The following is a 24,041-nucleotide window of genomic DNA, read 5'->3' on the forward strand; positions in this document are numbered from 1 at the left end:
GGGGGGGGGCTGGCTGCCGGCGCGCCCGGGCCCCCCGCCGGCCGGGGGGGGGGGGGGGGGCCCCGCCCCCCCCCCCGCCCCCGGCCCCCGCTACTCATCACGCAATATCGTTGCGCTGCAATGCGGCTACCAGCTCGCGGCGGCCTTGCGGCGACGCAGGAGCACGAACACGACCACGCCGGCGGCGAGCGCTGCGGCAGCCGTCGCGCCGACGACCGTGAGCGAGACGCCCGTGGTCGGCAGCTGCTCCGAGCCGTTCCCGCCACCGGGGACGGCGGCGTTGAGGCTCAGTGCGGCGACGTTGTTCTCGAGGTCGCCGTCGATCGTCGGGTAGTCGGCCTCGGTGAGGCCCCAGTACTCCTCGAAGTCGGTGAAGTCCCAGGTGTCGGCGCTTTCCATGACCGAGACGAGGCCGTCGGTCGCGGGCTTCGCGTCGGTCACGGTCACCGGGAGGTCGAACGCGTACTCCGCATCGACGAGCAGCGAGTCGGGTCCGTCGCACATGACGTCGATGCGTTCGAGGCCGAAGACGGCCGGGTCGATGTTGCCCATCCACTCGTTCATCTCGACGCTGTTGCAGAAGGTGCCGTCGAGCTCGATGTAGCCGTACTCGTTGAAGCCGGTCGCTTCGACGCCGGTCGGGAGCTGGATGGCGATGTTGAAACGACCGTCGCCGGATCCCGGGTGCGCCCGGGCGAGGGCGTCGGCCGGGCCGAGGTTCTCGACCACGACGGGAACGGTGGTGTCCTTGCCGGCTTCGCCGTCGATGCGCTGGGCCGCGACGGTCATGTCGAACGGGTTGGCCGCCGAGACGATGGTCGTCTGCGCGGACTTCTCGATCTCGGTGCGGTCGGTCAGTTCGAAGACGAGTTCCTGCTCGGCGTCGAAGAACTCGACTTCATCGAGGTAGTACTGGCCCCAGACGTCGAGCGGCGAGACGTGGAAGCCCTGGCGGAACGTCATCGGACCGGGCACGTTCGCGCCGAGGGTCACGGTGATCGGCGTGTCGGCGGCGAGCTCGTAGACCTCGCCCGGTGCCGGGGTGAGGTCGGGGAACGCGCACATCACTTCCTCTTCGCGGAAGATGCCGCAGTTGCTGTACTGCGAGGCGACCGAGAGGTGCGGGTCGTCGTTCCAGAAGCTGAAGATCACGCCGCGGTACGTGCTCGCGCCGGTGTTCGCGAACGCGATCTCGGGGGTGACGGTGGCACCGGGCGCGACGTCCTCGAAGTCGCTCGCGTTCACGGTGTAGTCCCACTCCGCGTCGTCGGTGGCGAGGAACGTCCAGGTGCCGAGGATCTCGGTGGGCGCGTAACCGCCGGGTTCCACGGTCACCAGCCAATCGGCCTGCTCGTTGGCGGTGACGCCGGGGCCGACGAGCACATCGAAGTAGATGTCGAAGTCCGAGTCGACGTACTGGTCGACGAAGTTGCAGTCGAGGGTCGCGCCGTCGGCGATGCACGCCGGGTCATCGGTCGCGAACGTGATGCCCTGGATCTGGTCCGAGAGGCCGAGCTCGATGTGGACGTTCTCGAGGAGCTCGCCGCCGTTGGCACCGCGGGTCTCGACCATGAGCCGCGCTTGCTGCGACTCGGTCTCCTCGGTCCAGCCGACGTAGAAGTCGGGGCTCTCTTCGGGCTCGGCCCAGGCTTGGACGTCGAGCGATTCCTGGGCTTGAACGGGGGCGGCGGTGAGGCCGACCGCGAAGGCGGCCGCGGTGAGCGCGGCACCCGCACCGGCGAGGGCCCGCCGCGTGGGGTTCGGGGAGGTCATGGATTTCCTTGCTGCTGTTGTGGATGAGGGGTTCCGTTACAGGGGGTGCCGGAGATGCCCGGTCTCATCGACACGCGTCGAGGCTCGCGATGGTTGCACCAGTCGACCAAATTGAATCGTTTGAGCGGATTGCAGGAACGGCGTGGCACCGACGGCCGGGCAGGAGCGCTCGACCTCTCCAGATTTGATTACAGTGGAAAAATGGATTCAGAAACCCCAAGGGCGCGAAGACGATCGATACGACTCGAACCAGAGACCATAGCCATGCAGCACGAGATGATGCGGGCCAACGCCGCATGGGTGGCGAAGTACCGCGACCTCTACCCGGCCGACCCCGACGCGCTCGACGAGGACGGCGAGCCGCTCGATCTCCTGGCACCACCGGAGATCGTCGCCGAGCTGGAAGCCGAAACCGACCGAATCCGCGAGCACTACATCGCCGCCTACAACGAACGCATCGGCTCCAGGCGACCCTGAATCCCGAACGAAGACCAGGTCCACTCCCCCGCTGTCGGACCAGGCCTGCCCAGACCTCCGTACCCTGCTGGTCATTCCAGCACCAGGTCCGTTGCAGGACTCAAGCTTTGCTCGAATCAAGTGCATCAAGCACAGGGCAAGGCGGTCTCATTACCGCGAGCCCGCGCCGCAACAAACCGTTCCCCGGTCGTCCCGAACGGGTCGGCACGCGACCGGCCCTCGGTTCGGCGCGGGCTTGCGTTCTGCGCGAAAGACTCGAATCGGGTAACGTGCTGTCCGCCCCCACCCCCGAGACAGGAAGGCCCCCATGGCGAGTATCGATGTGGCCGTCGCGCCGACCAGCCTGAATGGTGACGCCGCAACCGACGCCGAGCGCTCGTAACCAGCCGTGGCGAGTCTCTTGGAGGTCGCGGCGAAGATCGCGGCCGATAAGGAACAGGTATCGCAGCTCGCCGGGATCCTTGCGGCGGCCAAGGACCAGGCCGAGCAGACGGCCGGTCAGTTGGACGCTGTGGGTGTCGAACGCAGTGCGGCGCAGATGCAGCAGACCGCGACGGCGATCGAAGAGGCCGAGTCTCTGCGCGCGGCTCTCGAGGGTGGATTGCAGAAGGCGCACTGGCAGGTGATGTCGGCGGTTCACGGGAGGATCGGGCCGGGAGCGCCAGGATCGGGCGCGATCGTGCCGCTGGTCAGGAAGGAAGGACCGGACGGCGCGCTCGCAGGCGGACTCGACGCAGTGCCGCCCCATGTGCGGCACGGAGCGAATCCGAGCGGCGACGAGCTGACCGGAGTCGATCCGAGCCTCAGTCCCTTCCAGAAGGAGCACGAGGGTTCTGGCGACGACACCAAGATGGGCAAGCTCAGTCGCTTCGGCCGCAAAGCGGTTCGCAACACCGGCGACCTGGCCGAAGCTTCAAAGCAGATCGTCGATGCTCGTGCCGACACCCTCGAGCGCGACTACGACCCTTGGGGCCCTTCCGCTCAGACCACCACCGAAGTACCGACCGCACCGCCATCAACCCCCGGCTTCTACCGCCCTGAGGCGACGGACATCCGCGCCGGGGATGTCATCGGCACTAGCATCGTGGTAGCTGTGATCGCTGTCGAAGGGCTATCGCGGATTCTCAGAAAGAGGGAGCATGGCAAGTAACCCGCTGATCCGGGACCTCGTCCGAGCCATCGCGCTTGGCGACGGATCCAAGATGAAGGAGCTGAACAACCAGCTTCCCGATGTCGATCGCGACGACTATGTCGTTCGTGTCGCGGCGATGTTCGCCGGGGTGACCGCGCATGTCTTCGAGCATGACCAGAGTCCCGCAGCGATTCGTGAATTCGTCGGCAAGATGTCGTTCGCCTACCGCAACGCCAATCCACCCTTCAAGCCACTTGCGATGGAGGCACTTTTCCGGGCCCTCCTGGGTGAGGATCACCTGCTCGATGAGGTTTCCGCGGCCGATCAATTCGATCTGGAGATCCTGGCGATCCGCATGATCGTGGATCAGTACCCCGCAGTTTCGGCGCAGCTCGAGAGCTACCTCAACGACGCGGAGTTTCTTGCCGCCGAGTGGCAGAACGAGGAGTAACGACACTCACAGACTTGAGACTCTAAGGGGCGCAAGGACTTTGGCCTTGCGCCCCTTAGAGTCTCAAGAAACTTCTAGACACTTTTGCATCGTAAGTTGACACGTACGTTTTTGCCGGGTCATCATCGAAGAAGGTTCTCGCGCAACCGTAGCGGACCGATTTCCTTACGTCTCGAACGGAGATTCTTACGACGCATCCACATCACATTGACCTTTATAGATAGGTCAGAATGTAAACGCCGCCCGGTGGCGCACAGGCTACCAACCAGTTCCACCGGGCGGCCCGACAACAGAAGGAGACCTTCCGTGTCGTCTACGACGATACGCTATTCGGGCGTACCTGAAAACAGCCATTCCCGCGACTTCAACAACAACCCCGCCTACATCGGCCTTCGTCAACTGGCCGACGGCTTCTACGACTGGGCGGGCCGTCGTCTGCTCCTCGCCGACGGGTCACCCGATCCGCTGACCCCAGGGGCTCACCGCTACCAGCACAGCCCTGACCTGTGCGACCAGTCGGCCCGCGAGTCCGATCCGGCCTCGCCGCGCTACGAACCGCCGCACCTCCGCCACCAACCCGGCGACACCTACGAGATCGGCGGCAAACCCACGGACCCCGAGGACCCGGGCGTCTTCGGCTCTCCCGGTTGGCGACCGGACACCCGGACCGGCCGTCACCGTCGCGGAGAGCTGCCCGACCCGATGCCGCCAGGGGAGCCGGACACCGTCCCGGTCGCGAAGCCGAACGGCTCGGCCCCGTCGGACCGTCCGATCGCCGGGCCTCGCAGGAACAGCCGGTTCTGGCGGGAGTCCCCCGAGGACGAGTTCGAACACCATGCGGCGCAGCAACAGCCGTACCGCTTCTCGAATCTCCGCGAGGAGGCCTGGACCCAGTTCCTCCTCAAATCCGAGCCGCTCGCCGCCGCCCACCAAGGCATCGACCACAGCGCCGACCGCATGACACTCTCGGCCATCGAGCGCGAGTGCGGGCCGGTCCTGCGTCCGTGGATCCAATTGATCCGCTGGATCATCAGCGTCTTCCGAGGCCCGGAAGAGGTCGGGGCAGCGCCGGAGCCCCAGGTGGGGAACGGGAATCAGGCCGTCCAGGAACCCGTCGCGGTACCCGCTTCGTCAACCGCAGCCGTACCCGCACAGCGCAAACCGAGTCCGCACCCGCAGCGCAGCCCAGGAGCACTGATGGCCCAGGCGATCAACGGCGCCCGCATCGCTCGCGCCGAACGCGAAGACCCGAGGAGCGACGAGGCGATCGACCGTCACTGGCGTGAGCGTCCGGTCCAGGAACGGACACGGCAACCACAGCACTCGCCGTTCATCCGCAACTGGGAAGAGCAGTTCGACGCCGGAACTCAGAACGGTGTCTTCCCCGTCAACCTCACCAACCGAATCGCCGACAACCTGACCGGCAGTCTTGCAGACGGCCTGGCGGACAGGCTGACCGGAGGTGCGGCATGGGTGTAGGTCGACTCGCACCGCACCGCGTCCGGGCCAAGTACGCCCGCGCCCTCGCCGAGATCCCGCTACCGGTCCGCTCGCGTGAGGGGACCGACCCGCGCACGTTGGTGATGATCGCTTCGGCGACGGTCGCCGACCGGGAGCTGCTCTTCGGACTCCTCCCCCACCACCCCCGCTTGTGGGTGGTCTTCGCCGAATGCGACCCGCCGATTCTCGGTCATCTCACCGGGTTGTCCGACGCCACGTTCAACGGCGGTCCCGGCCCCGGGTCCGTGACGGCCCCAGGCGAGCCCGAACTCCACATCACCGCAAGAGAACACCTCGACTGGACCCGTCTAGGCGGCCGAGCCGCACAGATCAAACGCGAAGCCGTCGCCGCCTGGCAAGCGGCCCAACGCGAATGCGAAGGGTAGGAACACCATGAACCGAGAAGCAGCCCACACGCTCTTCCGCGCCCACGCCGCCGCCCGACTGCGCGGCGACACCGTCGAAGCGGCCCGGCTCGCCTCGCAGATCGATCCGGAACTGCGCATGAACCAGGTGCTGTTCCTGACCGCGTTCCTCGCGGGCGTCATCGTCGAGGAGTACGGCTCCCAGCCCGACCCGACCGACCTCGCCGCGCTCACGAAACACCTGCACGACAAGCACTTCCGCACCGATACGACCTTCAACGCGCTGCGCGCCGAAGCCATGATCCGGTCCGTGTGCGGGGAGTCGATCCTGCTGACGGAGATCCCGTTCGCCGAACAGCCCGGCTACATCTGGGCGGTCCTGGCCGAACTGGTCGAGCCGACCATCAGCGACGACGACCTCGCCGAACACTTCGACCTCGCCGAGGAGGCCGGGCTGACCTGGATGAACGAAACCCTCGAGGCCACAGTCCGGAACTATCCCAGCCAGACCAAGCCGGAGCGCGAGTCGACAGTCGACCCGCAGGCAGGGCCGCAGGTCGGGCAACCGGTCGAATCTTCGGTCGAGCCCTTGTTCGGCCCGTCGGCCGCGCCACCGGCTGGATCGTCCGCCGCGCGATCGGTCGAATCGTCGGCCGCGCAACCGGCTGAGAACCAGACCGCAGCTCCGGCCGAACAGCCGACCGAACCACCGACGGAACCGGGTACCGAGATCCCGACCGAGCGCCCGTCCTCCCCCGCAACCTCCACGCCCGCAAAGGAGTCCGAGTGAAACCCTACGACCTCCAACGCCAGCACCTCGCCGCCCTCATCACGGGCGACCCCGAAGCTGCCGCAACTCTCCGCCAACGGCTCGGCAGGAACGGCGCCGATGCCGCCGCCGACCTCCTCCGCGCCGCGACGGCCATCAGCCTCGAGTACCGCTTCGGTCCCGGAGCCGGACTCGGCGCGGGTCCGATCGACTTCGACGAACTCACCGAGTTCCTGGCCGAGCTGCGACAAGCTGGGCACGGCGTCGAACCGCCGCTCGACTACCTGGCCATCGAGGCGGTGGTCCGCGCCCTCTACGGGGAATCGCATCTGATCGAACCCCTTGAGCCGCAGAAACGAAGCCAGGCGCTTTACTCCGCGCTCCAGCACCAGGTCAAGCGCTACCCGTGGCTCGCCACCAACGCCGAGTGGGTCGTCGAGCGCGCCAAGCAAACCGCCCTCATCTGGATCCTCGGCCGCCCAGTGGCCGACTGACGAAGGGACAGGGCCGGTCGATTCCCGCAGATCGACCGGCCCGCCCCATTTCCACCGTCTGCCGATCTTCCACAGCCGCCCTACAAGCTCCTCGGCAAGCTCATCGATCGTGGACTTCATGGCGACCTTGACCACGAGAGAGATCGGCCAAGGACTCTGGCCACGCAGCTTCCTCACAGAGTTTTCGGGCCAGACGCCAGACCAGGAGATTCTGACGTCTTGAAGGCGTCAAACGTACGATTTGAATGTAACCTTCGCGACAGCGGGAGACCACCGGACAGCACTTAGTGTTGGAAGATGGATTTCACGGCCCTCGGTCCCTGGATCGCTGCTGCCGCAGCGACTTCGGCACTGGTGCGCGCCTTCGTGGTCTGGATGGCATTGCGCGGCACGAAGCCTCAGGATCGTCCCGAGATCCTCCGTGCACTGCCAAGTCACCGCCCGATCAAGTACCTCGACCGGTCCAGCCGCCCGGTGGAGATTCCACCCACCAGGGCTGCTGAGATACCCGACAGAGAGACCTCCTCAACCTGATAGACGCTCAAGAAGTGCGGGAACACAGCAGCCGATCCGCCTACAGAGTCGGACGAGCGCCGGTACCAGGCTCGCCGTCCGAGAGCAGATTCTCCGGGCGCGAACCCGCCGCCAAGACTCTAAAAGCCGATGCGAACGGCACCAGCCACCCCCGCCAGGACGCGTTCAGAAGAGTGAGTCCTGGCCCTCGGCCGGAGTCTTGAGCTTGGACACCTTCTTCGCAGTCTTCTTGGCCGCCTTGCCTTTCAGATGGAGCCCCTGCTTGACTTCTTCGGCGTAGCGACGCTGGTTCTCCTCAAGGAGACGGTCAAGAATCTCCTGCCGAGGCCCGGGCGCGATCGTGTACCGGTCACCCTGACGGGTCTCGTAGTGGTCGTGGGCCAGTTCAGGAATTAGGTCGTCCCAGCCGTAGCACCGACACGCCTCGATGTCGATCAGCCGATGAATCTCCCGCAAGTTCAAGATGTCCGGGTCTGCATTTGCCCGGTCATGAACCATGTTGTAGGTATCAGTCAGCCCAGCCTGCCGAGCAAGCATCAGCTCGCGCCGCTCAGAATCCAACCGAACCCCAAGCACCCGCAGCTCAGAGGAGAGCTCTGGCCGAGGAAGCGTCTCAATTACATCCGTGGGCGCGTAGTTCAAATCCGCTTTCATCGTAGAACTCTTCGATAGCGCCCACCAATAATGCGATGCGCTCGATAGGAAGGCTAGCAATGCAGGATCATCTGAGGCAAACACACCCAGCCTATGTGCAAACACTTGCCCGGTTGGGACCATGACAGGCATCACCACCTTACTAACCAAGGTGATTACGCAAACCCTATCTAGCGTGGCGATTGCTTCCAACATTTCGGGGCGCCACCTCTCATAGCGCCAGAAATATTTGTGAGCAGGCCCAGGCACCGCCAATGTGCCGTCAGGCTTTCGCCGCTGGCGCTCTGGCTTTACAAGGCGCTCAACTTGCTCGAAACAGTCGGGGTACGACCTTGCCTGTTCTTCAGCCCATCCGTGAAAGTTTATAATCCAACGACTGGCTGAAGAATCGGGGCGTTGATTCAGATCCTGTCCATTCAGATACGGGTAGAGGACATCCTCGTTTCGCTGGTCAATTTCGATGAGTGCGCGAGCCCTCTCCTCTTCCATCGTGAATCCCATACCGAGGACATACGATCCGATGAAAGCCAAACTTGCGTTCTCCGCCAAGCGTTCAGGCTGGCCGACAGCCCGCGACTCAATCTCAAGAGAGGTCGTGATTCGCAGTTTAATCCGGGCCCGGTCCAGATAGCGTTCGCCCGAGTCCGAAACCGCAACTTTCGAAATCGAGACGCCGCAATATTCCAGCACTGCTCCAGCAGACGGCCATGGCTCACTCTTGATAGCAGTCCGAATACTCCCTCCTTCCGAAACAACCCGGTCCAAGCCAATTTCTCGGGTATCGCCTTGTCCCAATGTATTTGTAGCAATGATGCCGATTTGCCCGCCGCCGGACAGCAGATCGTTTGCCCGGAGTAGAAAATACGCAACTAGGTCGGCACTGCCGCGAACTCGTCGACCAATTTGCTCGACCAAGTATTCACGATAGGCGGTCCCCAGGCTCCCCGTAAGCTTCTGTCCTCCAAGAAAAGGCGGATTGCCAATGATCGCATCGAACCCTCCTGCCTCGATAACCTCAGGGAAGACGAGCGGCCAGTGGATCGGGTCCCTCTCGAAAGCTCCAGAGGGTCGATCCGTTCTCAGCCATTGAGCTGCTTGGCGATCCAATTTCGCTCGACCCTCATCGGTCTGGTCGTTGCCGAGATCAGCTGCGATTAGCCAGTGGTTTTCCTTGCGTCGGTCGTCCTCGTCAACCATCGCTTCGCGTCGATTCGGGTCCTTCGAGCCTCCCGACTTCACACCGCCAGCAAGCCCAGCACCGACCAACAGGTCTGCATACCGATAGACCTCAGCCGTCAGTTCTTGCGCCCGCTCAAGGAGCTCCCGCTTGATCTCCTGGTCGGTGGCGCTCTTGTCGCCGATCTCGGCGATGGCCTTTCTCGCCTCCGCAGCCTCGGCGACGATGTCGCGGACATGGGTCGTGTAGTCGAGGATCGTTCCCTCGTGCAGCTTCCGTCCTTCAACAGGATCTAGGTGCATGTACTCGAGCTGTTCGACGTTCGTGATGCCGAGGAGGCTGTCGCCGCAGACCAACCGGTCATCAAGAAAAGTAAACGGTCGGTCCTTGTCCATCGACACCAACCAAAGTGACAGCTTGGCCATCTCGACCGCGGCCGGGTTGATATCCGCTCCGTACAAACAGTGCTCGATGATGAGTCGTCGGGCTTCGACCAGGTTCGGGTCCTCCCCCGAGCCTTCGCCCTCGTGACTCTCGAGGACCGCTGCGCGCGGGTCGTTCTTGATCTTCCAGGCCTCCAAGAGCCGTTCAGCAAGGAATCGGCATGCGGCAACCAGAAATGCGGCTGAGCCCATCGCGATGTCGGCGACCTTAAGGGCGAGGATGTCGTCGCTGCCCTTAAGCACCCACTCACTCTCATTCGCAGTCTGGAGCGGCCCCGGCTCATACACCAGCGGCTCGAGTGCGCCCTTGACCACCTCGTCGGCGAGTTTCCTGGGCGTGTAGTGCGCCCCGGTGTTTCCGCGCAGCTCCGACTCGGTCATGTAGAGCATGTCCTTTAGAACCACGGTCGCCTGTCCGCGCAGGTCGGCGCGGATGATGCCGTAGAAGGGCAGGAGCCGGTCGGCCAACGCGCCGTCGTTCCCGGTTACGGCTCGCAGGTCGCGCATTGCCCGTTCGGTCTGCTCGGTGTCCATGGGCGCCAACAGCTTCGCGATCGCGCTCGCCGATCCGATGCCTGTCTTGCGCTGCTTCTCGAACTGTTCGTACAGCTCCGCCGCGAGCGCGTCGACGTCCCCGCCGACGGCCTGGCGCATGTCTTCGAGATCGGTCAGGTAGACCTCGGCTTCTTTGCTCTGGCTGCCGATGAGGCCCACGACGATGTCGTCGGCCCAGCGGCCTTCCCAGGCGAGGAGGCCTTCGTAGACGTAGCCGATCTGTTCGACGCCGAGGCGGTCGAAGTTGAGTTTGCGCCATTCGCCTCGGGGGCGTTTGCCGGAGGCGAGTTGGAGTCCGTTGAGGGACTTGGGGGCGCGTTGTCGGCCGGCGCTCATCCAGACGGTGGTGACGGATTTGAGCACATTGTGGACGGTGCGGTCGTCGATGGCGAGTGGCTCGGCCATGTCGGTGAGCCAGGGGTGGGTGGCGGGGTCGAAGAGGGAGCCGCCGTAGGCCGGGATGGCGAGTTCGGGGGTGTCGACGCCGCGGTGGACGGCGTTGAAGAGGGCGAGGAGTCGGAGCCAGTGGCGGTGGCTCTGTTCGAGGTGGGCTTCGCTGCCGGAGTCGGCGGTCTCGCGGAGTTGTTCTGCCGCTTCAGCAATGGAGTAGGACTCGGCGTAGAGGGGGTTGTCGGCGGGGAGGAGGCGTCGTTCTTCGGCGAAGAGGAGGAAGACGAGGCGCATCATGACGGTGACCGCGCCGCGGTAGACCTCGTCGGCTTCGACGAGTCGGGCGGTGCCGTCTTCGGCGGTGACGGTGATGCCGACGCCGTCGCGTCGTTTCTTGGCGAGGTGGGCGCGGCCGATGGCTTCGACGAGGAGTTCCACGGCGCGGCGGACCTGGACGCCGAGGGTCTCGGTGAGGTCCTCCTCCTTCTCGGCGGATTCCTTGAAGAGGGCGGGGAGCTGCTGCGCGGGTTCGTAGTCGGTGAAGCGTCGGAGGTTGAGGAGGCTGTAGAGGGCGCGGAGGACGTCTCGGTCGCCGCCTTCGGTGATGGTCTCGGTGTCGAAGACGCCGTAGGCGCTCGCGCCGTCGGCCGGGGCGTAGACGAGGGCGAGGTGGCGGCCGTCGGTGGCGATGCCGAGGTCGACTTTGGCGGCGTTGCAGAGGCGCACGAGGCGGTCGATGGGGGTCGCGGCCCAGGTTTCGCCGGGCATGCGTTTGGCGGGGTGGGTGCCGCGCGGGGTGACGAGGCCGATGAGGCGGACGTGCTCGCCGTCGTGGAGGGTGAAGCTCGGGTTGACGGTGGTGTCGTGCTGGCCGATGTGGAGGGGCGCGATGCCGTCGACGGGTTCGCCTGGGCGGGAAGCGAAGTGGAGGCCTTCGTCGCCCCAGCCGAGGAAGTCGGCGAGGATCGCGCGAAGCCAGGTGTCGAGCACGGCGGGGTCGTCGCGGTCGATGGACCAGTCGTTGCGGGCGTGCTTGAGCTGCTGCCGCTGTTCGGGGGTGACGGCGTCGAGGTCGGGCCAGGCGGCGGTGAGGACGGGGAGGGACAGCCAGGGGCCGTCGGTGTCGATGAGTTCGATCCAGTCCTGGTGGCCGCAGGTGCGGTCGGCTCCGGTGCGGCGCTTCTTGAACTGGCGGTTCGCGTTGCGGCTCAACGGTTTTCCCTTTCAGGGACGACGCAGACGATGGCGATCGGGGTGCGGTGGCCGACCGGGTCGGCGTAGTGGGCGGCGACGCGGGCGACCTCGCGGTCGCGCTCGGTCTCGAGCTGCTTGAGGCGTTCGGACCAGTGCGCCTCGTCGCGGCGGGCCTGCTGGAGTTCGAGGTCGGCGAGGCCGAACAGCTCGTTCTCGTCGGTCTCGCGGCCGCGGATGGCCGCTTCGAGGGAGGCCCGGAACTGGTCGTAGTCGGAGCGGATGCGGGCCCGCTCCTCCTCGACGCGCTTCTCGAGCTGGCGTTCGAGGGCTTCACTGCGGGTCTTGGTCCGCCAGTCGAGCGAGTCGCTGAGGCCGCGGTGGATCTCCTTGGCGTGCTCGGCGATCCGCAGCTGCGCGCCGGGCCGGGCCGCGGTGCCGCGGTCGAGGGCGCTGTCGAGGATGTCCCGGGAGCGCGTCAGGTTCTCCAGGCGGCGGAAGCGGCCGGTGTGCAGGTCGAGCCAGCCGCCCACGGCCATGAGCTCCTGGTGCAGTTGGGCGGAGTCGCCGCCGGTGAGCGTGTACTTCGCGTACGCGCCGACGAAGAGGTCCTCGAGATCGTCGGGGCCGACGACGGCGGTCACGCGGTGCAGGTCGACCCGGTCGGTGCTGGCGGCGGCGCGCAGCAGCCGCGCCGACATGTCGACCAGCGGGTGCGAGAGGTGCGCGAGGACCACGTCGTCGCGGCCGCGCGCGACCAGCGGGTCGAACGTGATCGGCCGCCGGTACGACTCCTGGCCCTCGGGGACGAACGGCGTGTCCAGGCCGTCGAGCGCGCGGACCCACTCGCCCGTGAGGTCGGGGACCTTGTAGAGCGTCGCGTCGCTCTCAGGGTCGGTGACCGGTTCGAGCTGCACGTTCTGGTGGGCCAGAACGAGGGCGGTGTTGACCACCTCGCGGATGCGCTCGGGGTGGAGGTGCAGCTTGTTCTGGCTCTCGGCGAACACGTCGTCGAGCTCGGCGACCTGCGCGGAGACGTCCGCGGTGGCCTTCACCTCGCCGCGCCCCCTGCCCCTGGCGACCGCCTGGTTCGTGAGCGCGTCCACGTCGGCGACCGAGGCATCGCCCGCGAGGCGCTTCTGGAGGGCTCCGGCGAGGACCGGGTTGACCGAGCCGAGGTCGGTCTCCATCTGGCTGACCTTCACCGCGACCCGGGCGAGGAACTCGATCTCGCCCTTGAACGCCGAGTCGGGGACGGCGGCGCCGGGCACGAAGTTGTAGACCTTCGGGTTCTCGCGCTGGCCGTACCGGTCGATGCGACCGGCCCGCTGCTCGAGTTTGTTGGGGTTGAAGGGGATGTCGTAGTTGACGAGGCGGTGGCAGTGGTTCTGCAGGTCGATGCCCTCCCCCGCCGCGTCCGTGGCGAGCAGGATGCGGAGCGGGTGGGCGGCCGGGTCGGCCTGGAACGCGAGGCGGATCTGCTCGCGGTCCTCGATGTCCATGCCGCCGTGCAGGAGTGCGACGCGGTCGCCGCCGAAGCCTTGGGAGGCGAGGAGTTCGTGGAGCCAGTGGAGGGTGTCGCGGTACTCGGTGAAGACCACGACGCGCTCGTTCGACCAGGAGGCGCCGATCTTGCAGGTCTCGGTGAGGAAGGCGAGGAGGCGGGCGGCCTTCGTGTCGGGGCGGGCCGCGTGCTGGATCGCCCAGTCGCTGATCGCGGCGAGCGCCCGGCGCTCGGTCGGGTCGAGGCGCTCCTCATAACCCGCCGAGCGGCGCAGGGTCTCGTTCTCGTACTCGAAGAGCTCGTCGTCGTCGAGGACGGCGGCCTCGTCTCCGTACTCGTCGAAGTAGTCGGGCACGTCGTCGCTGAACGGGGCCGGTTCGGCCGGGAGCGCCCCCGAATAGGAGGCGTAGGTGTTCGCGAACGCGCGGGGGCTGGAGAGCAGGCGCTTCTTGAGCAGGAGCGTCACCAGGTCGGAGGCGGCCCGGCCGCGGCGGCCCTTCACCCGGCGGGCGCGGCGGGCGGTCGTGAACTCGCTGAAGAGCCGGTGGACTTCGAGCTCGTCGTCCGTGTAATCGAGGCGCAGGTCGCGGACCTCGCGGGACGGGAACTCGGGGTTGCCGTGCGCGTCGACGATGCTCGACTTGAGACGGCGGATCACCACCGACTCCTGCGCGGCGGGCGACGGCGTGACCCCGCGGGCGAAACGGGCCGGGTCGAGGATCTCCAGCAGGGCGGTGAACGACTCCGGATAGCCGTTGTGCGGTGTGGCCGAAAGGAACAGGCGGTGCGTGAAATGGGCGGCCAGCGCGCGGATGGTCTTGGTCTGCTGGGAGTCGACGGCGTAGCGCTGCTTGGGCGCGGCGGGCGCGATGTGGTGGGCCTCGTCGAGGATGAGGAGGTCGAAGAACGGTTTCGTGTGCTCGTCGGCGTTCTTCAGGAGTTCGCCGAAGAGGAGCCGGTCGGCTTTGGGGCCGCGCAGCCAGGGGAGGCTGACGATGGTGTGGCGGTAGATCTCGAAGGGGTTGGCGCCGCTGCCGCGCTCGCGGCGCAGATCGGTGTAGGTCTGGGCGTTGACGATGGTGAAGCGCAGGCCGAAGAGGCGGAACATCTCGTCCTGCCACTTGGTGGTGAGACCGGCGGGGCAGACGATCATGACGCGCTGGGCGCGGTGGCGGAGGATCAGCTCGGAGGCGACGAGGCCGGCTTCGACGGTCTTGCCGAGGCCCACGTCGTCGGCGAGGAGCTGGTTGACGCGGGGTGCGGTGAGGGAGCGCCAGACGGGTTCGAGCTGGTAGGTCTTGACGTCGGCGCCGGAGCGGAACGGGGCCTGGAGTTCGCGGGTGTCGAGGCGGACGAGGGCCGACCAGAGCATGGCGTCGAGGAACGCGGCGGACTGCTCGGGGCGGTCGAAGCCGTCGCGGGTGATCTCGGGCAGGCCGGAGGCCGGGAGGAGGCGGCGTCCGGGTTCGAGTTCCCAGACGAGGCGGAGGGTTTCGCCGAAGCCGTCGTCGGCGAGGCTGGCGAGTTCGACGATGGTGTCGTTGCCTGCGGCGTCGACGGCGGCGACCGTCCAGCGGGAGTCCCTGACCTCGACCCGGTCGCCGACCGACGGCGCTGCGGAAGGTGTCGTCATGAGCTCCCTCTCTGAGTGGGCGGCGACGGCTCGTGCACGGGGTGCGTGAACCGTTTCACGAGGTTATCAGGGTGTCGGCGAACAATCATGTCCCACATAGGAGGGGACCTCGGATCGGGGCGGTCACTCCCGCTGCTGCACGCGACTGAGGATGTTCCGAAGCCCTTCGAGGGCGTCGAGCTGCTCTTTCGACTGCGAGTCGGACGAGAAGTGCATGATCGAGTTCCGGATCTCTATCACCTCCGTGAGCTGCGCGAGGAACCGCTCCTGGGAGATCCGCCATGACAGCCTCGACCAGTACTTCTCCCGCTTCAGGATGTGCCAGTAGTCGCCGAGGAAGAGGTCTGCGGCGCTGTGCACCTCTTTGTTGCCGCGGCGTGTGCCGCCGCGGATCTCATTGAGGGTGAGAGCGCCGTCGATCGCGCGGCGGAGCCGGTTCTCGATCTCCTCCAGGATGCTGAGGGGCCGCACGAACGCCCCGAAGGTGCGGGTGAGGTCGGCCGCGGTGAGGATGCCGTCGATCGAGGTCCGGTCGAAGGAGTACACGAATACGAACCCGTGGTCGAAGATGAGGTTGATCTTAGGCAGGAGGTGGTCGCCGCGGTAGGCGGTGGGGATCTGGTCGTCGAGCACGTCAAGAAGTTTCGGCTCTTCGTGGACCATGTGGGCGCGCATGATGCTCTCGGCGGTGACGGCGCCCTGGTAGTTCCCGTCGGCGTCGACGACCGCGAGCTGCGAGAAGTTCTTCTGGACCATGATGTGCCTGGCCAGCTCGAACGTGGTCTCGGTCGTGATCGGCTTCGTCGGGGCCGGCAGGTTGCCGATGACGAGCTCGATAGAGGCCGAATCGGGCCCGGACAGGTCCTCGGTCTCATCGGCTTTCTCGGAGGCGCTCCCGTTCGCGCTCTGGTCGACGGGCCCCTCGACGCCCCCCTCCTCGGTTTCGGACTCCTCGTCCGACTCGGATCCGGCTTCCTCGATCGGCTCGGGCTCCTCGGCGGATTCGGCATCGGCGGGCTTGGCCGCCTCGGGGTCGATCGCGACCAGGCGGACCTTTCGTTCGAGCCCGCCTTGGGTGAACGGCGGATTCGTGGTGAGACCCGAGGCGAGCAGGTCGCGTTTGATCTCGGCGACGGCGGTATTGCTCCGCTGCTGGTGACCCCAGAACTTGAGGAGTTCGAGGACTTCCAGTTCGAGGGGTTCCCCGACCGCCCGTTCGGCGGCCAGACCCAGCATTCGGTTGAGCTCCGCCCGTTCATCGGCATCGCCGTCACCGGGATCGATGCCGGAATTCGCGAGGCTGGCGACCCGGGCCGCGGCGTCGTTGTCGGCGAGTTCACGGACTGAGACCAGGGAACCGAGGTTCGCTCTCAGGTCTGACCGGACCCGTGAGCGGTCGATACCCGTGGTCACCCAGGTGACGGTGAGACCGTGCCGCTCGTACGGGGAGGACTCGCGCGCGAATCGGTAGGTTTCGACCACGGTGCCGATGGCGACGGTCGCACCGTCCGCCCCCTCGGCTACGACGACGTAATCATCGCGCCGGACCTCGTGCGCGAGATTCCAGAATTGCGCGGCCTGGTTCATAGCGGGGTTGGACCCTTTGCGGCTGTAGAACGAGACCAGCTGGTGGAACAGCTCCGTCTTGCCGGCGAACTGCAGCAGATCGCCGGTGACATCGCGGCCTACGGTCAGGCGGGCCCGCTCCCCTTGTATCGGTTCACGGTGGAACGCACCGCGATTGGGCTGGATCAGCCAGGCGCGAGGGTTCCGCTCGCTCGACACTTGCTCCATCCCAAGAGAATACGAGCAGTCGTCGCTTCGCATCGTTGGGGTTGACCCAACGCAGTCGCCTCATTACGATGCAGCACATGGCTCCCGATACCCCCGGGCCGCAACGGCATCGCCGGTCAAGTGGTTCGCAGCGCCCCTTCCTCCGGTGGGCCGGGGGCAAGCGCTGGTTCGTCCAGCACTACGCACATCTCATACCGAACGGATTCGACCGCTACGTCGAACCATTCCTCGGCAGCGGTGCCGTCTACTTCCACCTTGGACCGCAGCGCGCCATCCTCACCGACGCCAACTGCGACCTCATCACGGCATTCCGAGGCATTCGCGCACGGCCGGTCGCCGTCATGCGCCATTTGACCGAACACCAGCGACGCCACAGCGCCGCCTACTATCGCCAGATACGGGCCTCGAACCCGCCGTTACTCTCCGAGCGCGCCGCACGGATCATCTACCTCAATCGGACCTGCTTCAACGGCGTCTATCGGGTGAACCTGCACGGTCGGTTCAATGTCCCCATGGGGGATCGCAGCACGATCGTCTACGACACCGACGACTTCCGCTCGCTCGCGAGAACCCTCGGCGACGCCGAGCTCGGCGTCGCCGACTTCGAAACCACGATCGACCGCACAGGCTATGGCGACCTGGTCTATGCCGACCCTCCATACACCGTGCGACACAACAACAACGGCTTCATCAAGTACAACGAGACCCTCTTCTCCTGGGACGATCAGGAGCGCCTCGCCAAATGCCTCACCCGCGCCGCCGAGCGCGGCGTCAAAGTGCTCGCGACCAATGCCGCGCATGACAGCGTCCGCGAACTCTACGCGGACCACGGCTTCACCCTCACCGAAGTCTCACGGTTCAGCCCGATCGCCGCTTCGGCGCGAGACAGGAAGCAGTACACCGAAATCGTCATCTCCACTACCTGAGGAGCCGACATGAATCCCTCTTCGCCGGTCCGCCCGTTCGACGTGTTGACCCGCTTCTTGGAACGGGAGCACGCCTATACGGAGGCCAGTGTCACGAAAGCGGGCATGGAGAAGCAGCTGCGCTTCGTCGGCTATGTACTCGACCTGGGATACGACAGCGCTCGTATCATCACCTGCGACCCGCTCAAGAACACCGTCGGCGGCATCCCGCGCTCGTCGTTCCTGATTCTGGCGCCGCGGAAGCCGAACGGCATCCCGCCGCACTTCAGCGTCCTCCGGGTCCGAGACATCGCCCCCACGCCGCTGTCGGAACAAGTTCAGCAGACCTATTTCGAGCTGCACAAGAAGTCCATGCCCGAACTGGACATCTGGACTACCAACGAATTGCAGTGGGGCGCCCTCAACTGCGACATGCTCGGCATGATGTACCCCGACCCCGGCGACCCCGAAAATGTGGCGTTCGCCGGAGACCAGACGAACATCCGCAGCCCCCATCATTACCTGGTGTATTCGCCCCCGGATGAGGTCCTGGATCTCATCGTGAACGGCCTGATCCCGGCTCGACGCGAGCACGCCTGGGGCATCGGAACACTGCGGCCGACCGAAACCCAGTTCCACCACTTGCTCAACGGGTCCAAGAAGATCCCGCCGATCGAGGTACGTCTCGCCAGCGCCGACTTCATCGGAACGCGCACGGCGATGTTCGGCAAGACCCGGCTAGGCAAGTCCAACGTCGTGAAGCTCATCGCGGAAGGCCTGATCACCAGTCCACCGCCGAACACGACGGTCGGGCAGATCATCTTCGACATCAACGGCGAGTATGCGAACGACAATGCCCAGGACGGCGGTGGCGAGGAAGGCGGGTCGCTGTACAAGGCGCATGCCGACAAGTGTGTGGTCTACGCCCTCAAACCGCGCGCGAAGACCCCGTCAAAGGAGCTTCGCTTGAACTTCTATGAGAATGCTCCGGACGGCATGACCGCCCTACGCGGGTTCCTGGAGTCGAGCGGCAGAGGGTCGATGTACATCAGGGCCTTCGCCACGACCGACATTCCAGAACCCCGCGAGGTCACCGACCATCAACCGGTGAACGAGCGGAAGCGCCTCGTCCGGAAGGTCCTCGCATACTGGGCCATCCTCCATAGGGCGGGCTATCCGGCGAATGAGGCCCAACTCGCGGCTCTCAAGATGACGAATGGCGTCGGGAGGTTCAATCCGCAGTTCGATGCCGCGCTCCGAAGGGAGGCCTACCCGGACAAGCAGCAGCCTCCCGAGCGGATCGACTCGCTCGACCAGCTCGCGTATGAGTTCGACCTCGTCACCCGGCATGCCAAGTCGGTTCGGTGGGACCTGAACTCCAGTACGGGCAATCCGCTGTTCGACGCCGGCGACCAGGCACTGCTCAAGTTCCTCGTGCCCGACACCGGTGAAGGGCCTCGGATGCTCGGGGAATACGCGGAGTACCACTCGCCGAACGCCTCCGCCGTCACGAAGGAAATAGTGGGGCACGTCGTTCACGGGAGGACCGTCATCCTGGATCTCGGCAGCGCCTCCGACACCATGCGCCAGTATTTCGCAGACATGATCTCGCAGGAGCTCTTCCTGCGCCAGGAGTGGGCCTTCACGCACGACCGCCTGGACAGGCACTATGTGCAGCTCTACTTCGAGGAGGCCCACAACCTGTTCCCTCCGGGCGGCAGCCAGGACATGAAGGGCATCTACGCCCGTTTCGCCAAGGAAGGCGCCAAGTTCCACATCGGAATGGTGTACTCCACCCAGTCTCCCTCGACCATCAACGGTGAACTGCTGACGCAGACGGAGAACTTCTTCGTCGGGCACTTGTCCTCCGAGCAGGAGACCAAGGCGCTGTCCCGCTTGCAGACCGCGTTCAGCGGTGTCGAGCAGGACATCCTCAGGACCAAGCAGCCCGGTTACATGCGGATGCTGACCAAGTCCCACCGGTTCGTGATCCCGGTCCAGGCGCGCATGTTCCAGGGCCGGAAGTAGACCGCTGATGCCGTATCAAGGAGGCGAGCATCTTCCGGGCCAGGCGGCCAGCAAGACGAGCCACATCGATGTCATCGAGAGCCGGCTCATGCAGGAGCTGCTGACCCGATTCGAGCGTCGGGAATTCGAGGACGACCAGCGTCTGGCACCCTGGTTCCACCTCGACCTGTCCGGTGTGAAGCCGCTCGGTGACACGGTCGCCACCGACGGCTCGCTGCACAAGGTCACCTCCGATGACGGATTCCGGGAGCTCTGCTTCGTCAAGACGGCCCGGTTCCATCTCCGCACCGGCGACGCCGCCCAGGTCGATCCGCAGTTCCCTCACCCGCTCCAGATCCAGCGGCTGATGAAGGACGCCGCCATCCATTGCAGTGCCGTTTTCCCGCTGCGGAACATGGTGCTCGGTCGGTTCGCGAACGTCCGGGACTCCATCCGGGAGCTCATCCGCGAGATCATCACCCACGAGCACGGCGGCATCGTTTACGAGGCGATGAAGTGGCTGCTGTACCAGGGCTGGGGCCCTGAGTCCGAGAGCCCCGACCTCGGCTGCCCTGTCAAGGGCTGCAAGTCGGCCGGCCCGCTCCCCTACAACGAGGATGAGGGCCGGTGTCGGGAATGTGGAGCGAAGATCTACATCACCGATGTCCTCGGTCTGCACCACGATATCGGCGAGGACTCGGCGAGCGAGGCGGTCGCGAACGCGTACATGGCCATCCACGAGGTGCTGCTCCTGGTCGCGCACCTCTATCGACTCTGGCGATCGGGCGACTTCGACGCGATCGACGACACCTTGTTCGTGAAGGACGGGCCACTGATGTTCCGCGGGCAGTATGCGACGCTCACCAAGCGGATGCGGCAGCTGCTGTCGTACTTCAGAGACGAGAACCGGAACATCTACATCGTCGGCCAAGAGAAGTCCGGCCTCGTGTTCGACCATCTCGAGTCCCAGGTTCGGCATCTCCGCCGGCATTCCGAGCCTGCATGGCCACAGGTCGCGATCCTCTCCCATGCGTACATGCGCGGCCGAGTGCAGCGTCTCCCAAAGGCACAGCACACGTATGGATCGCGGACGAACTACGGCGAGAAGGTCCTGATACGGCTCGACCCGAGCTTCGCCCTGGCCGTGAACATCCCGACCGGCGAGTTCATGAGCAGCGAATCGGCTCCGTCCGAAGCCCACCACTTCATCGGTCTCGACCGAATCATCGCCACGCTCCCTCACCTGGTCAGCTATTTGCATGAGGGCTCACTGGTGCCGATCAACCTCGCCCATGGCATCGCTTCGCTCTCGTACTACCCCTCAGGAGCCGCCCTGCAACGCTTCGCCGGCATTGACGACGTCGCCCGTCCCCCATAGGACAGTCTCCGGCTAGGCCGCTCAGCGATCGATCCGAGCCAATACCAGGTCCAAGGATTCCGTTCCGATCACCGGTATGCCGTACTGGCGTGCCTTGGCCGCCTTGCCGGACATGGAGTCCGGGTCGGCCGCGACGACGAGGACGGTCTTCTTGGTGACGCTCGGGGCGACCTTGAGACCCGCGGATTCGAGGCGGTCGGCCCAGTGCCGCTTCGATTCGGCGAACGACCCTGTCAATACGACCGGGTCTCCGGTCGCCAAATGGAACTCCGGACCTCTGGCGGGAGGACCGTCAGCGGGACCGGGCTGCAGCGCCGCGTCGACCGCATTCGTCGGCAACGACAGCAGTGCCGCGACCCGCTCGAGGTCGTGCCGTTCCTCATCGGTCACCACGCCGTCCGCCAATGCCGCAGCCGCCAGTGCACGAAGGTAGCCGCGATGCAGTTCCAAAGCGGTAGTGCGTCCGATGCCGAGCGCGGCGGCGGCATCGACGAGCGCGTCAGCTTCGGTGGCCGACACGTGGCGGTCCAAGAGCGCCCGGTCCAGCAGGGCCAGGTACGTATCGGCCTGCGGCGGGTCGGGAACGCGCGGAATGTGGTCGACGAGGCGCGCGAGGAAATCAGTGCCTTCATTCGCACCCGCTCCACGGCATACGGGCTCGGCGAGACCGGTGGGCAGAGTCGGCCAGCGGAGTTCGCGCACCAGCTCATCGCGATCGGCCCACAGCGGCTCAGGTCCCATGCTGTTGAGGTAGAGGGCGAGCAGTTCGGCAGTGGCGAGCACGTCCGACATAGCCGCGTGGGGCCGTTCGTTGGCGATCCCGGCAGCAAGGCAGCAATCGCGGAGACTCCGGCCCGATTCCGGGAGGAAGTAGTTCGCCCATTGCATGGTGCAGACGCCGAGGTCGAGGAGGTTCGGCAGGTCCTGCCCCAATCGCAGGTATTCGTGGGCGAGGAGGCGCGTGTCGAAGGCGAGGTTGTGCGCGACGGGGATGCGGCCGCTCAAGCGGTGGAGGATTTCCCCGGCGACCTGATCGAACGTGGGGGCTTTCCTGACGTCGGCGGAGCGGATGCCGTGCAGCTCCTGCGGGCCGAGATCTCGCTTCGGGTTGACGAGGGTCTCCCAGCGGCCGGTGACCCTGCCATTGCCGTCGACGTGTGCTATCGCGACCTCGATGACACGGTCTTTGTTGAACAGGCCGGTCGTCTCGACGTCCAGAACCGCGTACATGACCCTTCGCCTCCGTCTCGCTGCAGCGAAGTGTTCACTGTAGCGAGACGGAAGGTGTTCGCGGCTCGTACGAACGGTTCGAGTCGTCAGGTAGGTGTCGCGTCGGTGATGGTGACTTTGGAGGCGCCGGTGAGTTGGACGCCCTCGCTCTGGTCGAAGTCGTAGACGACCAGTCGGGAGATCAGCTCACCCCTGACGTTCGGCGGCCGGGGTCAGTGGTTGCGCGCGAAGCCGGAGGTCGACGCCTTCGCGGGGCGGAAGACCATGAAGACCCTCCGCTCCTGCTCCTTCACGAAGGCGCGCTTGGCATCAGCGTCGGCGGTCGGGGCCAGGCGCCCGAGGCTCGCGGCCAACTTGAAGAAGCCGTCGCCGGGAAGCCCCGTGTCCCCGTCGCGGACCAGGACCGAGATCATGAGCTTGAGTCCGGTCGCGCTGGAGTGGGCGGTGGTGATGTCGTCGCAGAGCTTCCCGATCTGACCGGGAAGATTCGCGCCGAGTTTGAACGGCTCGCCGAGTTCACGGTTGAAATCACCGTAGGAGAGCGTTTCGCCCTGGGAGGCGTACCGCTTGAGGACCTGCAGTCCGGATGCGATGAGAACGGAGTCGTCGTGCGCCATGGCGGGCCTGCTTCATGAAGAATGCGATCGGACCCGATGACGGGATGACCTCGACCGTAACACGGTTCGCCCCGCCCCCGAGGCGCATCGAGGGACGGGGCGGGCCTCCCGGCCCGCCCCGGATCACCTGGTGCGCGGGCGGTGCCGCCGGGCGTCGACGATGCGGTCGGGTCGGGCGTAGAGGTTCATCGTGTCCTCGCGGACGAAGCCGGCGAGCGTCAGCCCGGACTCCTCGGCGAGGTCCGCGGCGAGGGAGGACGGGGCCGAAACCGCCGCGAGGGCGGGGACCCCGGCCATGACCGCCTTCTGGACGAGTTCGAAGGAGGCGCGCCCCGAGACGGCCAGCACATTGCCGCGCAGTGGGACCAGACCCTCGCGCAGCGCCTGCCCGAGGACCTTGTCGACCGCGTTGTGGCGCCCGACGTCCTCCTTGGCGGTGAGGAGTTCACCGTCGGAGGTGAACAGGCCCGCGGCGTGGAGGCCGCCGGTGCGGTCGAAGATCTTCTGCGCCTTGCGGAGTCGGCCGGGGAGGGAGGCGAGGACCTCGGCGCTGATCGCGGTGTCGTCCTCGGCGACGCTCCAGGCGGCCTTGGTGCGGACGTCCTCCAGGCTGTCCTTGCCGCAGACCCCGCAGGCGGAGGTGACCGTCGTGTTCCGCTTCGCGGACTTCGGCGGGGCGGGGAGATCGGCGGCCAGGACGATGTCGAGGAGGTTGTAGGTCTGCTCGCCGTTCCCGTCGACGCCGGCGCAGTAGCGCATGCTCACGATGTCGCGGGGCTTGGTGATCACGCCTTCGGCGAGCAGGAAGCCGGTGGCGAGGTCGAAGTCGTCGCCGGGTGTGCGCATGGTGACCTGCAGCGATTCGCCCCCGACCCGCAGCTCGAGCGGCTCCTCGACGGCGAGGGTGTCGACCCGCTCGGATCGGTGCTCCCCTGCGAGGCGAGTGGTCTTGCGGCGGACAGTGACGCGGCCCATACGGATTCAGGTTCCCTTCAGGTGGCTTCAGCTCCCCTTCAGGATCGCCGAGCGCTACTGGCTTGTATAGCGCGGCAGGCCGCGAACGGCGAG

At 65.9% G+C, this 24,041-nt stretch carries 17 protein-coding genes; 10 read left to right on the forward strand and 7 right to left on the reverse strand.

Going from position 1 to position 24,041, the window contains the following annotated elements; genetic code table 11:
- Window positions 1-126: 126 nt before the first annotated feature.
- Window positions 127-1,773 carry an LPXTG cell wall anchor domain-containing protein gene (locus tag JHY01_RS07470; protein ID WP_205324991.1) on the reverse strand — a complete coding sequence of 549 codons (1,647 nt, stop codon included), beginning with the start codon at window positions 1,771-1,773 and terminating at the stop codon, window positions 127-129.
- A gap of 264 nt (window positions 1,774-2,037) precedes the next feature.
- On the opposite strand from JHY01_RS07470, the gene JHY01_RS07475 reads away from it, so the two are divergent.
- The 7 genes from JHY01_RS07475 (at window position 2,038) to JHY01_RS07505 (ending at window position 6,961) form a co-directional block, all read left to right on the forward strand.
- A complete protein-coding gene (locus JHY01_RS07475; RefSeq protein WP_205324992.1) occupies window positions 2,038-2,250 on the forward strand; it encodes a hypothetical protein in 213 nt (70 codons plus the stop codon).
- 400 nt (window positions 2,251-2,650) lie between these two features.
- Window positions 2,651-3,400: a hypothetical protein gene (locus JHY01_RS07480; protein WP_205324993.1), complete on the forward strand. Its 750-nt coding sequence runs from the start codon at window positions 2,651-2,653 to the stop codon at window positions 3,398-3,400.
- Complete coding sequence (locus JHY01_RS07485; protein WP_205324994.1) at window positions 3,390-3,833, forward strand: hypothetical protein; 444 nt, start codon at window positions 3,390-3,392, stop codon at window positions 3,831-3,833. Before JHY01_RS07480 ends, JHY01_RS07485 begins: the two co-directional genes overlap by 11 nt.
- Window positions 3,834-4,139: 306 nt before the next feature.
- Window positions 4,140-5,312: a hypothetical protein gene (locus JHY01_RS07490; RefSeq protein WP_205324995.1), complete on the forward strand. Its 1,173-nt coding sequence runs from the start codon at window positions 4,140-4,142 to the stop codon at window positions 5,310-5,312.
- The gene (locus JHY01_RS07495) at window positions 5,303-5,719 is read left to right on the forward strand and encodes a hypothetical protein (protein WP_205324996.1); all 417 of its coding nucleotides are present in this window, start codon (window positions 5,303-5,305) and stop codon (window positions 5,717-5,719) included. Before JHY01_RS07490 ends, JHY01_RS07495 begins: the two co-directional genes overlap by 10 nt.
- 7 nt (window positions 5,720-5,726) lie before the next feature.
- Window positions 5,727-6,488, forward strand: coding sequence for a hypothetical protein (locus JHY01_RS07500; protein ID WP_205324997.1), 762 nt, complete (start codon window positions 5,727-5,729; stop codon window positions 6,486-6,488).
- Window positions 6,485-6,961, forward strand: a complete 477-nt coding sequence (locus tag JHY01_RS07505) for a hypothetical protein (RefSeq protein ID WP_205324998.1) — start codon at window positions 6,485-6,487, stop codon at window positions 6,959-6,961. Before JHY01_RS07500 ends, JHY01_RS07505 begins: the two co-directional genes overlap by 4 nt.
- Before the next feature lie 699 nt (window positions 6,962-7,660).
- Here the strand turns inward: JHY01_RS07505 and JHY01_RS07510 are convergent.
- The 3 genes from JHY01_RS07510 to JHY01_RS07520 form a co-directional block, all read right to left on the reverse strand.
- The gene (locus tag JHY01_RS07510; RefSeq protein WP_205324999.1) at window positions 7,661-11,926 is read right to left on the reverse strand and encodes an Eco57I restriction-modification methylase domain-containing protein; all 4,266 of its coding nucleotides are present in this window, start codon (window positions 11,924-11,926) and stop codon (window positions 7,661-7,663) included.
- A complete protein-coding gene (gene drmD, locus JHY01_RS07515; protein WP_205325000.1) occupies window positions 11,923-15,042 on the reverse strand; it encodes a DISARM system SNF2-like helicase DrmD in 3,120 nt (1,039 codons plus the stop codon). The genes JHY01_RS07510 and drmD overlap by 4 nt, the downstream gene beginning before the upstream one ends.
- A 123-nt stretch (window positions 15,043-15,165) precedes the next feature.
- A complete protein-coding gene (locus JHY01_RS07520) occupies window positions 15,166-16,836 on the reverse strand; it encodes a CBS domain-containing protein (RefSeq protein WP_205325001.1) in 1,671 nt (556 codons plus the stop codon).
- Window positions 16,837-16,904: 68 nt separating this feature from the next.
- Here JHY01_RS07520 and JHY01_RS07525 point away from each other — a divergent pair, with 68 nt between their 5' ends.
- Genes JHY01_RS07525 through JHY01_RS07535 form a run of 3 tightly spaced genes read left to right on the forward strand, consistent with a single transcriptional unit; the run spans window position 16,905 to window position 21,126 of the window.
- Window positions 16,905-17,762, forward strand: a complete 858-nt coding sequence (locus tag JHY01_RS07525) for a Dam family site-specific DNA-(adenine-N6)-methyltransferase (RefSeq protein WP_205325002.1) — start codon at window positions 16,905-16,907, stop codon at window positions 17,760-17,762.
- Window positions 17,763-17,771: 9 nt separating this feature from the next.
- Complete coding sequence (locus JHY01_RS07530; RefSeq protein ID WP_205325003.1) at window positions 17,772-19,769, forward strand: ATP-binding protein; 1,998 nt, start codon at window positions 17,772-17,774, stop codon at window positions 19,767-19,769.
- 7 nt (window positions 19,770-19,776) lie between these two features.
- On the forward strand, window positions 19,777-21,126 hold the full coding sequence (locus JHY01_RS07535; protein WP_205325004.1) for a hypothetical protein: 1,350 nt from the start codon (window positions 19,777-19,779) through the stop codon (window positions 21,124-21,126).
- 21 nt (window positions 21,127-21,147) lie between these two features.
- Here JHY01_RS07535 and JHY01_RS07540 read toward each other — a convergent pair whose 3' ends face one another.
- The 3 genes from JHY01_RS07540 to fdhD all read right to left on the reverse strand — a co-directional run bounded on the left by JHY01_RS07540 (window position 21,148) and on the right by fdhD (window position 23,948).
- Window positions 21,148-22,356 carry a PolC-type DNA polymerase III gene (locus JHY01_RS07540; protein WP_205325005.1) on the reverse strand — a complete coding sequence of 403 codons (1,209 nt, stop codon included), beginning with the start codon at window positions 22,354-22,356 and terminating at the stop codon, window positions 21,148-21,150.
- 212 nt (window positions 22,357-22,568) lie between these two features.
- Window positions 22,569-22,973, reverse strand: a complete 405-nt coding sequence (locus JHY01_RS07545) for a hypothetical protein (protein WP_205325006.1) — start codon at window positions 22,971-22,973, stop codon at window positions 22,569-22,571.
- Between the two features lie 123 nt (window positions 22,974-23,096).
- Complete coding sequence (gene fdhD / locus JHY01_RS07550; RefSeq protein ID WP_205325007.1) at window positions 23,097-23,948, reverse strand: formate dehydrogenase accessory sulfurtransferase FdhD; 852 nt, start codon at window positions 23,946-23,948, stop codon at window positions 23,097-23,099.
- Window positions 23,949-24,041: the final 93 nt, after the last annotated feature.

It is taken from the genome of Glycomyces sp. YM15 (genome assembly GCF_016918015.1).
Taxonomy (GTDB): Bacteria; Actinomycetota; Actinomycetes; order Mycobacteriales; family Micromonosporaceae; genus Glycomyces.

Bases quoted from the DNA above. Each gene is read 5' to 3' on its own strand.
- JHY01_RS07535 (WP_205325004.1), top strand. From the start codon at position 19,777: ATGCCGTATCAAGGAGGCGAGCATCTTCCGGGCCAGGCGGCCAGCAAG.
- JHY01_RS07495 (WP_205324996.1), top strand. From the start codon at position 5,303: ATGGGTGTAGGTCGACTCGCACCGCACCGCGTCCGGGCCAAGTACGCC.
- JHY01_RS07525 (WP_205325002.1), top strand. From the start codon at position 16,905: ATGCAGCACATGGCTCCCGATACCCCCGGGCCGCAACGGCATCGCCGG.
- JHY01_RS07530 (WP_205325003.1), top strand. From the start codon at position 17,772: ATGAATCCCTCTTCGCCGGTCCGCCCGTTCGACGTGTTGACCCGCTTC.
- fdhD (WP_205325007.1), bottom strand. From the start codon at position 23,948: ATGGGCCGCGTCACTGTCCGCCGCAAGACCACTCGCCTCGCAGGGGAG.
- JHY01_RS07540 (WP_205325005.1), bottom strand. From the start codon at position 22,356: ATGTACGCGGTTCTGGACGTCGAGACGACCGGCCTGTTCAACAAAGAC.
- JHY01_RS07470 (WP_205324991.1), bottom strand. From the start codon at position 1,773: ATGACCTCCCCGAACCCCACGCGGCGGGCCCTCGCCGGTGCGGGTGCC.
- drmD (WP_205325000.1), bottom strand. From the start codon at position 15,042: ATGACGACACCTTCCGCAGCGCCGTCGGTCGGCGACCGGGTCGAGGTC.
- JHY01_RS07545 (WP_205325006.1), bottom strand. From the start codon at position 22,973: ATGGCGCACGACGACTCCGTTCTCATCGCATCCGGACTGCAGGTCCTC.
- JHY01_RS07485 (WP_205324994.1), top strand. From the start codon at position 3,390: ATGGCAAGTAACCCGCTGATCCGGGACCTCGTCCGAGCCATCGCGCTT.
- JHY01_RS07475 (WP_205324992.1), top strand. From the start codon at position 2,038: ATGCAGCACGAGATGATGCGGGCCAACGCCGCATGGGTGGCGAAGTAC.
- JHY01_RS07520 (WP_205325001.1), bottom strand. From the start codon at position 16,836: ATGGAGCAAGTGTCGAGCGAGCGGAACCCTCGCGCCTGGCTGATCCAG.
- JHY01_RS07500 (WP_205324997.1), top strand. From the start codon at position 5,727: ATGAACCGAGAAGCAGCCCACACGCTCTTCCGCGCCCACGCCGCCGCC.